At 69.4% G+C, this 9,626-nt stretch carries 8 protein-coding genes; all 8 read left to right on the top strand.

Annotated features, from left to right (window positions below; all coding sequences use genetic code 11):
• The first annotated feature begins 165 nt into the window (after positions 1 to 165).
• The 8 genes from ACQY7V_RS10155 (at position 166) to ACQY7V_RS10120 (ending at position 9,544) form a co-directional block, all read left to right on the top strand.
• Positions 166 to 618 (top strand): GNAT family N-acetyltransferase, encoded by a 453-nt coding sequence (locus tag ACQY7V_RS10155; protein ID WP_154476010.1) that lies wholly within the window; start codon positions 166 to 168, stop codon positions 616 to 618.
• A 242-nt stretch (positions 619 to 860) separates the two neighbouring features.
• Positions 861 to 992, top strand: a complete 132-nt coding sequence (locus ACQY7V_RS10150; protein ID WP_268233652.1) for a hypothetical protein — start codon at positions 861 to 863, stop codon at positions 990 to 992.
• Between the two features lie 4 nt (positions 993 to 996).
• A complete protein-coding gene (locus tag ACQY7V_RS10145; protein ID WP_428640117.1) occupies positions 997 to 3,111 on the top strand; it encodes a YcaO-like family protein in 2,115 nt (704 codons plus the stop codon).
• On the top strand, positions 3,104 to 4,201 hold the full coding sequence (locus ACQY7V_RS10140; protein ID WP_428640115.1) for a FecCD family ABC transporter permease: 1,098 nt from the start codon (positions 3,104 to 3,106) through the stop codon (positions 4,199 to 4,201). The genes ACQY7V_RS10145 and ACQY7V_RS10140 overlap by 8 nt, the downstream gene beginning before the upstream one ends.
• Positions 4,198 to 4,977, top strand: a complete 780-nt coding sequence (locus ACQY7V_RS10135; protein ID WP_303774652.1) for an ABC transporter ATP-binding protein — start codon at positions 4,198 to 4,200, stop codon at positions 4,975 to 4,977. The genes ACQY7V_RS10140 and ACQY7V_RS10135 overlap by 4 nt, the downstream gene beginning before the upstream one ends.
• A gap of 12 nt (positions 4,978 to 4,989) precedes the next feature.
• Positions 4,990 to 6,027, top strand: a complete 1,038-nt coding sequence (locus ACQY7V_RS10130; RefSeq protein ID WP_303774653.1) for an ABC transporter substrate-binding protein — start codon at positions 4,990 to 4,992, stop codon at positions 6,025 to 6,027.
• A gap of 23 nt (positions 6,028 to 6,050) precedes the next feature.
• Positions 6,051 to 7,817 (top strand): ABC transporter ATP-binding protein/permease, encoded by a 1,767-nt coding sequence (locus ACQY7V_RS10125; protein ID WP_303774654.1) that lies wholly within the window; start codon positions 6,051 to 6,053, stop codon positions 7,815 to 7,817.
• Positions 7,814 to 9,544 carry an ABC transporter ATP-binding protein gene (locus tag ACQY7V_RS10120; protein WP_320836301.1) on the top strand — a complete coding sequence of 577 codons (1,731 nt, stop codon included), beginning with the start codon at positions 7,814 to 7,816 and terminating at the stop codon, positions 9,542 to 9,544. The genes ACQY7V_RS10125 and ACQY7V_RS10120 overlap by 4 nt, the downstream gene beginning before the upstream one ends.
• Positions 9,545 to 9,626 lie beyond the last annotated feature (82 nt).

Below are 9,626 nucleotides of genomic sequence, written 5' to 3'. Positions count from 1 at the left end.
GATCTCGCTGGCCGCAGGCCCTCCCCTCGCGAGCGTCTCGCCCGTTTCGTCGCGGGCCGCCCGAGCACCGCACTGTAGGGAACTCGGGCGGGCGCTCCGGCGGGGGCGCCCGCCCGGGCTTCGTCCGCCGTTAGACTATGCACGATCCGCAGCCGAAGGAGAGATATGAGCGTCGAGATCGTCACCGAGTCCACCCCTGAGCTTGTGGAGGCGATGGGGCGCCTCATCCCGCAGCTCTCCCGTTCCGCCAAGCCCCTGTCCGCGGGGGACGTCGAGCGTTTCGTCGCGCAGCCCTCGGTTCACCTCTTCGTGTTCCGTTCCGAGGCGGCCGATGATTCCGGCCGGAAGCCGATCCTCGGGATGCTGTCCCTCGCCACCTTCGAGATCCCGACGGGCGTGCGCGCGTGGGTCGAGGACGTCGTCGTCGATGAGGCCGCCCGCGGGCAGGGCGCGGGCCTCGCCCTCGTCGAGGCCGCTCTTGCGCATGCGAGGAGCGTCGGCGCGCGCACCGTCGATCTGACGAGCCGCCCGGCGCGCGAGGCCGCGAATCGCCTCTACCGCCGCGCCGGCTTCGTCCAGCGCGAGACCAACGTCTACCGGGTCGCGTTGGGGGACTGAAGCCCCGCACCCGACGCGCCGCCCCGCCGCACCGGTGGGGCGGCGCTCGTCTTCGTCGTGTTCGCCGCGCGCCTCGCCCTTATTCCGCATTCCACCCGGGTCCGGGGCCTGCGGATCCATGCTCGAGGAGTCCGGTTCCCCGTTCAGCCGCCCCTTCCACAAAAGACTTACTTAGGTTAGCCTTACCTTGCCTAATGCGGAGACCTCCTCCGCGCCGGGCCGAACAGGAAAGGACAAGCGACATGACCGACAACGCCGTCACCGAGATCCTCGAAACGAGGCGCGAGGACGCGATCCTCGCACCCAATTCCAACCACCACCCGGGAATCCACCCGACCACCGCCTTCCAGCTCGCAGTCGAACTCGAGGGCTGAGCGCATGAGGCGAGGGAGCGGGAAGGGCCTCGTCCAACTGTGGGCGGGCGAAGAGGACTCGTACGCGCGCAGATCCGACGGGACGCTGATAAAAGGCCCCCGACCCGACCTGGAAGCCCTCGGCGCCTGCCCGGACGAGGCCCTCCCCCTCCCCTCCCGCCCCCTCTCGCTCATCATCGACCTCACCCCCGATTCCCGGCTTCTCCTCCTCACCGACGCCCCCGTGCCCAAGGGCTTCGCCGAGGCCTGCTCGCGGACGCTCACCCCGGAGGAGTTCTACGAGGGCGAAGGGCCCCTTCCGGACGAGACCGTCCTCCACTACCTCACGACCCCCGACCTCCCCTCCGCGATAAGGGCCGAGGACCGGGCGCTGAACGCGGGATCCTCCTACCTCGCCCTCATCATCCGCTTCCCCGAGATCATCATCGGCCCCCTGTCGAGCAGCGGATCCCCCCACCTCTACCGGCACCTGGAGGCGCGCATGACCGCCGCCAGCCTCGCCCCCGCGGCGACCTCGACCACCCTGCGCCCGCCGGCCGTCGACCTCGTGCGTGATCGAGTCGAGAAGGAGCCCGACGCGCTCTTCGACGCGAGGATCTCTCGCACACGCAGTCGGGACGCGCACTCGTCCCTGAGCTGGGCGACGATCGACATCCCCTCCGCCCGCAGCCGGGACCGGGTCCTCGTGCCCTGGCTGACCTGGAAGGGCTACGAGGACGAGCCGAAGATCGTCGACATCCATTCGGACGCCTTCTGCGACGAACTCGCCGGGATCATCACGCGCCTGCGCACGATCGCGCATCACGAAGCCCTCCCCGGATGCGTGACCACCGTCCAATCCGATGTCACGGACATCCGCGTCATCAGCGAATGGAGCAACAACACCGTGTGCCAGGGGAGCGCCATCGACGACGAGGACGAAGCCCGGCGCGCCGCCGTGGGAGAGGCCATCGAAAGGTACTGCGTCAACGTCATCGACCCCGATTCGGTCGTCATCGGCGACTACGACTCCCTCCTCGCCTCGGGGCGCGCCCCGGTTCGGCCCGAGGACTTCGTCCTCTTCTCCCCCGAGCAGCACTCCCGCCCCGGCTTCCGCTTCTCGCCCTTCACGCGCTCCACCCGGATCCCGTGGATGCCGGCGAAGAACCTCACGCGAGGAGGCGACGCCCTCGTCCCCCTGCCCATGGTTTACGTCGACTACAACCGGAGGGGAAGCGTCCACGGCGAGCCCCTCTCCTCCTTCCCCCGCATCGCGCCGATCCCCTACGCGGGCATCGCCGCCGGGCACGACCCCGAAGGAGCGCTGACCAACGCCCTCGAAGAGATCATCGAACGCGACGCCACGATGATCTGGTGGCACTCCAAGCCGACGATCGACCCCGTCCGCATCGCCTCCCCCGAGATCGCCGAAGTCGTCGAACGCTTCTCAGCGAAAGGATTCGAGCTCTCCTTCTTCATCCTCCCCAACGAGTTCCGCATCCCCGTCGTCGCCGCGGTCCTGCGCAACGCCCACCACGGCACCTGCAACATCGGCTTCTCCTGCCGCCCGAGCACCACTGCGGCCGCCCTCAAAGCGATCACCGAGGCCGCCACCCTGTTCGACGGGGCCCTCGACCTGCTCGACCCGGCGGGCAGGATGTTCTCCGCCATCGAAAGACTGGAGCTCTCGCCGAACATGGCCCTGCCCTACAGGGCGGATCGGGCCTATCTCGACACCATCGGCTGGGACTACGACTCCGTCCACGATCTCATGATCCAACAGCAGCTCAACCTCGACCCCAGAGCAGCAGAGCACCGCTCCCCCCACCTCGACCGCCCCCTCGCCCCGGCCTCCCGCTACCCCGTCGACGAAGGCGAATCCCGCTGCTCGGCCTACTACCGCGACAGACTGGAGGCCGCGGGCTACGAGATCCTCGCCGCCGACGTCACCACCCCCGACATCCGGGCCTGCTCGGGCACCGTGCTCCGGGTCCTCGTCCCCGGGCTCGTCCCGAACTTCCCCGCCGGCGACATCACGCTCGGCGGGGGGAGGATCCTCAACGCCTACCACCGGATGGGACTGCACGACGCGCCCCAGACCCCCAACCAGCTCAACCGCTTCCCCCTCCCCCATGCCTGAACCCCTCCCCTCCCCCAGCACCGGCGCCGACCAGGCCTCTCCGGCCGCGCGCGCCCGCTCCGCGGGCATCGACGCCGCCCTCGTCCTCCTCCTCATCGTCTCGATGCTCCTCGCATGCGGCATCGGGGCGGTCGAAGTCCACCCCGGGATCACCCTGCGGATCATCCTCGAACACCTCACCCCGTGGCAGTGGACCATCCTGCCGACCCCCGGCCCCGTCGACGAGGGCATCATCTGGAGCACCCGCCTTCCGCGCAGCCTCGTGGGCGCCGCATGCGGCGCGGGACTGGCCGTCACCGGGCTCGCCGCCCAGTCGACCCTCCGCAACGTCCTCGCCGACCCCTACATCCTCGGCATCTCCGCCGGGGCCTCGACCGGAGCGGCGGCCGTCATGGTCTTCGGACTGCGCATGGCCGCAAGCCCCGTCCACCTCGGCGTCGGCGCCGGGGCCTTCATCGGATCCCTCGTCTCACTCGTCCTCGTCATGGCCCTCGCCAAAGGGGCGGGACGCCTGACCAACACGCGGGTGATCTTCGCCGGAATGGCGGTGAACTTCTTCTTCTCCGCCCTCACCAGCCTCATCATCATGCTCGCGAAGGACCCGACGACGACCCGCTCGGTGGTCTTCTGGATGCTGGGCTCCCTCGCCGGAAGCCATTGGCCCGAAGTCGCCATCGCGGCGGGTGCCAGCGGAGCCGGGATCCTCGGGCTCATCGCCATCGGACGCCGCATCGACGCCCTCTCCCTCGGAGACGACGTCGCGCGCACCCTCGGCGTCGACCCCCAGCGCCAGCGCTTCCTCGTCTTCCTCCTCATCTCCCTCATCATCGCCTTCCTCGTCGCCCTGACGGGGACGATCGGATTCATCGGACTCGTCGTCCCCCACCTGGCCAAAAGACTGCACGGGGGGATCTTCCGGCGCTCCGCCCCCGCCTGCGCATTGACCGGGGCCATCATCATCGTCCTCGCCGATCTCCTCGCGAGGATCGCCGTCGCCCCCGGGGAGATGTCGATCGGGGTCATCACCTCGCTGCTCGGAGCGCCCCTGCTCATGCTCCTCATCGGACGAGACGCGAGGAACGACGAATGACGACGACCGCTCCCGCCTTCCGGATCGAGGACCTCAGCGTCAGATACGGCTCGACCCTCGCCCTCGATTCCCTCAACGCCGAGATCCCCCACGGCCTCGTCACCGGGCTCGTAGGCCCCAACGGCTCGGGGAAGACCACCCTCCTGCGCACGATGTACGGGGCCCTCTCCCCCTCGCAAGGACGCGTCCTCCTCAACGGCCGGCCCCTGGCCTCCCTCACTCCCCGAACGATCTCGCGCGAAATCAGCGTCGTCGTCCAGCAGTCCTTCATCCCCCACCGGATGAGCGTTCTCGACGAAGTGCTCCTCGGGCGCATGCCCTTCGTCTCCGACTTCAGCCCCTATCGCGATGAGGACCGCGAGCTCGCCCTGGAGGCCCTCGAAGCCGTGGGGATGATCGACAAGAGTCGGCGGCGCTCCGACGAGCTCTCCGGCGGCGAGCGCCAGCGCGTCGTCATCGCCAGGGCCCTCGCGCAGGGGAGCCGATGCATCCTCCTCGACGAGCCCACGAACCACCTCGACATCCGCTATCAGCACGAGGTCCTCGGACTGCTGCGCGCCCTCGGGCGCACGGTCGTCGTCGTCCTGCACGACCTCAACATGGCCGCGCGCTACTGCGACAGGATCCACATCCTCAGCGCGGGCCGGATGCATTCCGTCGGCGCCGCAGACCAGGTCCTCCTCGAGAACACCATCGCCGAACTGTACGGCGTCGCCGTCTCGCGGATCGAGCACTGCGGCAGGCCGCAGTTCCTCTTCACCTCACCCACTCGATAGAAGGAGAATCCCATGACGCTCAGACCCTCGTTCCTCGCCGCAGCGACCTGCGCGGCCCTCGCCCTCGCGGGATGCTCGACGGGCGCCGCCGCCGATCGCCAATCGGCGGGCGACAACGCCCCCTCCAACGCCGCCTACCCCATGAAAGCCTCGTTCTGCGGACAGGAGGTCGCCGTCGAGCGCGAGCCCGCGCGGATCATCGGCGCGGGGCGCGAAGGAGTCGCGAACATCGTCTCCGCCGGAGCGGCGGACAGGATGGTCGCACGATTCGGCGAGCACGGCGCCCTCTACGGCCCCCGCATCGAGGACGAGCTCAAAAGCCTCTCCGGCATCGAGGAGGTCGCCTCCGGAGGCGGCGAGGACCACGGATCCATCAGCTTCGAACGCGTTCTCGAACTGCAAGCGGACATGATCTACGGATCCGCCCTCGGCGAGGGCGACCTGAGCATCGACAACCTCGGGAACAACGGGATCGCGGGCGTGATGCCGCCGAGCAGCTGCGCCTACGCCTTCTCCGAGGCGAAGAGCGACTTCGCGGATCTCGACGCGATCCCCGCCCACATCCGCGAACTCGGGGCCCTCCTCAACACCGGGGAGAAGGCGAACGCGAATGCGAGCGCGATGGAGGCCGACCTGGCGGCGGCCCGCGAGGAGGGCGGGAAACTCCCCGAGCTCAAGGCCGCCGGCCTCTACTACTGGGACTCGTCCGACGACCTCTTCGCCTACGGCGCGAACTCGACGATCCAGGGGATCTTCGACGCCGCCCGCCTGAAGAACGTCGTCGCCCCCTCCTACGACGCGATGTTCAACGGCGCCATCTCGCCCGAGACCATCGTCAAGTCGAATCCCGACGTCCTCATCATCACCACGGGGGAGAGCGGGATCACCCTCGAGGACTCGCTGGCCCGTTTGGAGAAGATCCCGGGGATGACGCAAACCGCCGCCTTCACGAACAAGAGGATCATCGAGCTGCCCTCCGGGGCCGCCTACCCGACCGTCGAGGCGATCGACGCCGCCCGGGAACTCGTGAAGAAGCTCGCGCAGCAGTGAGCCCGGAAGGCCCAGGAGAGCACATGAGCATGAGTACAACGGGGAAGCGGCAACGCGCGGTCTTCGAAGCGGCCGGAGTGAGCCCCGCGGTCCTGATCCCACCGGTTCTCGCCGGCATGGCCGCGAGCGCCCTCCTCGTCGGAAGCGCCCTGGTGAATTCGACGATCTTCTCCGAGTTGCTGGGCGCACGCGACCCCTACGCCTTGACGAGGTCGATCGCGCTGCTCGCCCTGCTCCTCGTCCTCATCCCCCTCCTGGGCCTTCTGCGCGCGCACATCGCGAACCGGCTCGGACTGCTGCTCAAGGTGAATCTGCGGCGCCGCATCCTCGCCGACATCGACGAGCGTGGGCCGATGCGCCTGAGCTCCTCGCGCGCCGGAGCGCTCGAGTCGCTGATGGTCGACGGGGTCGAGGCCATCGAACCCTACTTCGGCTCCTACCTCCCGCAGATCGCCGTCACCGCCCTGACGGCGGGCCCCCTGTGCCTCTGGATCGGAACCGTCAGCCCGCTGATCGGCATCGTCCTGTTCCTGTGCGCGGTCGCCGCCTTCCTCGTGCCGCGCCTGTGGGACCGCGCCCTCGCCGAGGAGGGCCAAGCCCACTGGGGCGCCTACGAGGACCTCAACAGCGACTTCGTCGACGCGATGATGGGGATGACCACACTGAAGTCCTTCGGGGCGAGCAGGACCTACGGCCGCAGGCTCGCGGAGAGGTCGAAGGAGCTCCTGCGGACGACCCTGTCGCAGCTGAGGATCTCCCTGGGCGAGACCGGCGCCTCTGCCGCCGTCATGGTCCTCGGCCCCGCGATCGCCCTTCTCATCGCCTCCTACGAGGTGCACCGGGGGGCCTACGGCGTCGATCGCCTCTTCTTCATCACGCTGCTGTCCATCGAGGTGTTCCGGCCCCTGCGCGATCTCGCCAACGCCTTCCACGCCGGCTATTTCGGCCTGAGCGCGGCGACGCAGATCCATGAGCTCCTGCGCGGGAGGACTCCCGATCGGGTCGCCCCCGAGCGCCGCGCCCTGCCCGAGGGGCGCCCCGCCGACATCGAGGCCCGCGAGGTGTCGTACACCTACGAGGGCGCGCAGGCCCCCGCCCTGAGCGGGGCCTGCCTGCGGATCCCCCAGGGGAGCTTCCTCGCCGTCATCGGCGGATCCGGTTCGGGCAAATCGACCCTCATCGGCATGATCCTCGGCCTCGACTCCCCGGAGGCGGGGACGATCACGATCGGCGGGGAGCCCGCGACGAGCGTCGACATCCCGTCGGTGATCTCCCTGGTGCCCCAGTCCCCCGTGATCTTCCCCGGAAGCGTCGAGGAGATCCTCGCAGCGGCAGCCCCGGGGGCGACGCGGGAGGAGATGCTCGAAGCACTGACCCTCGCCCGCGCCTACGGGCTCCATGAGAACAGGGCTCCCGCAACGGCGGGCGCTGACGCTGCGCTCCCGGACGACCTCTCCCTCCGCGTCGAGGAGGCCGGGGCCAATCTGTCCGGGGGGCAGCGCCAGCGCCTGGCCATCGCCCGGGCCCTCGTCAGACGGCCGAGAATCCTCATCCTCGACGAGTCCACCTCGGCGCTGGATTCGGACACCGAGGCCCGGATCCTGTCCGGCCTGCGCGAGGCCCTTCCCGACATGACCCTCGTCCTCGTCACCCACCGCATGGAGGTGGCGGCGGGCGCCGATGAGGCCGTGCGCCTCAGCGCCGGGAGGATCGTCTCCTCCGGGCGCCCCGACGAGGTCATCGGCGCCTCCCCCGCCCCCGCGCCCTTCCAAGGAATCGAGAAGCGATGAAACAGACCTTCAGGGATCTCAGCTCCATCATGGGACGCCTCGGGGAGTTCAGGCGCTTGTTCATCGGCTCCGTCCTCGTCATCGCCCTCCACCAGATCGCCCTCGTCCTCGTCTCGGTGGTCAGCGTGTGGATCACGACGAGGCTCGTGTCCGAGGAGCATCCCCGGCTCCTCCTGCCTTTCCTCGCCCTGTTCTGCCTCGCGATCGCCCACGCCCTCGGCTACCTCTACGACGCGTGGTGGTCCCACCAACTCGCCTACCAGATCCTCTCGCGCATGAGGATCGACCTGTACGCGGCGATCCAGAGGATCGCGCCCCGGGGCCTTTCCGGACGCAGGACCGGGGATCTGACGGCGGCCGCGATGAACGACATGGAGCAGTTGGAGTGGTTCTACGCCCATACGGCCCCCGTGGCCGTCGCAGCCCTCATCAACACGATCCTCATCGAGTCCGTCCTCATCATCCTCATCGGCCCCCTGGCCCTGCTCGTCCTCATCTCGGTGATCCTGCCGATCCTCGTGCCCTGGCTCCTCGGTCCGATGCAGCGCAGGCAGGGGGAAAGGGTGCGCGCGGGACTGTCCTCCCTGAAGTCCCTCGGACTCGACTCCGTCGTCGGCGCGCGCGAGCTGTACGCCCTCGGACAGCGCGAGGAGCACCGGCGCCGCGTCTTGGAGGCGAGCGCCGAGGTGCAGCGCAACAAGCTCGCCCAGGCGATGCGCAAGAGCCTCGAAACCGCCGTATCGGCCTTCGGCGCGGCAGCGGTCAGCATCGGGATCCTCGCCGTCCTCACGAGGAGGGTCATCGAGGGCGCCTACCCCGCCGAGCAGCTCCCCGTCGCCGTCATCCTCGTCGCAATGGCGACCCTTCCCGTCCTCTCCCTGGCGGGGATGCTCGGGATCATGGGGGAGGTGTCCTCCTGCGCGCACAGGATCAACGAGGTCCTCGACGCCCCGGATCCGATCCCCGGCGCACCGCTCGAGCTGCCCCTCGTCGAGGGCGAGGAGGAGGCCGCCGTCAGCGATTCGGCGACCTACCGTTACGAGGGGGAGGCCGCCGTGAAGGAGGCGAGCCTGCGAGTCCCCGGGGGCCGAAGCGTCGCCCTCGTCGGCCCCTCCGGCGCGGGCAAGTCGACCTTCGCCCATCTGCTCATGCGCTTCATGGACCCCGATTCGGGGAGCATCCGTTTCTCCGGACGCGACCTGCGCAGCCTCGATCCGGACGAGCACCGCCTCGATGTCGCCCTCGTCCCGCAGAACGGCCACGTGTTCTCCGGAAGCTTCCGTTCGAACCTCCTCCTGGCCGACTGGGACGCCGACGACGACAGGATGTGGGAAGCGCTCCGGGCGGCCGGCCTCGAGGACCTCGTCGAAGGGCTCGGCGGCCTCGATGCGCCGGTCGGCGACCGGGGAACCGCGCTGTCGGGGGGCGAGAGGCAGCGGCTGGTGCTCGCACGCGCCTTCCTGCGCCAGCCCCGCCTGCTGATCCTCGACGAGCCCTCGGCCAATCTCGATCCGGAATTGGAACGCGAGATCACCGAGTCGGCGACGCGGCTGCGCCGGGGGCGCACGACCCTGGTGATCTCGCATCGCCTCGCCTCCCTCATCGACGCGGAGTCCATCTGGGTGCTCGATTCGGGCAGGGTCGTCGCCCACGGCTCGCACGAGGAGCTCGAGCGCGACAGCGCGGACTACAGGCGCATCCTGGCGGATCAGTCGGTCCGGGAGTAGCGGGGGAGGGCGGCAGCCGCAGGGCGCCGATGCCCCGGAAAGAGACTGATTCCGCGGGAGGAGCGCTGATTCCGCAGGAGGA

Source organism: Schaalia sp., from assembly GCF_050312375.1.
GTDB lineage: Bacteria > Actinomycetota > Actinomycetes > Actinomycetales > Actinomycetaceae > Pauljensenia > Pauljensenia hyovaginalis.
Note: the sequence above shows the minus strand (reverse complement) of the source record. Positions and strands in the feature narration are given on the sequence as shown.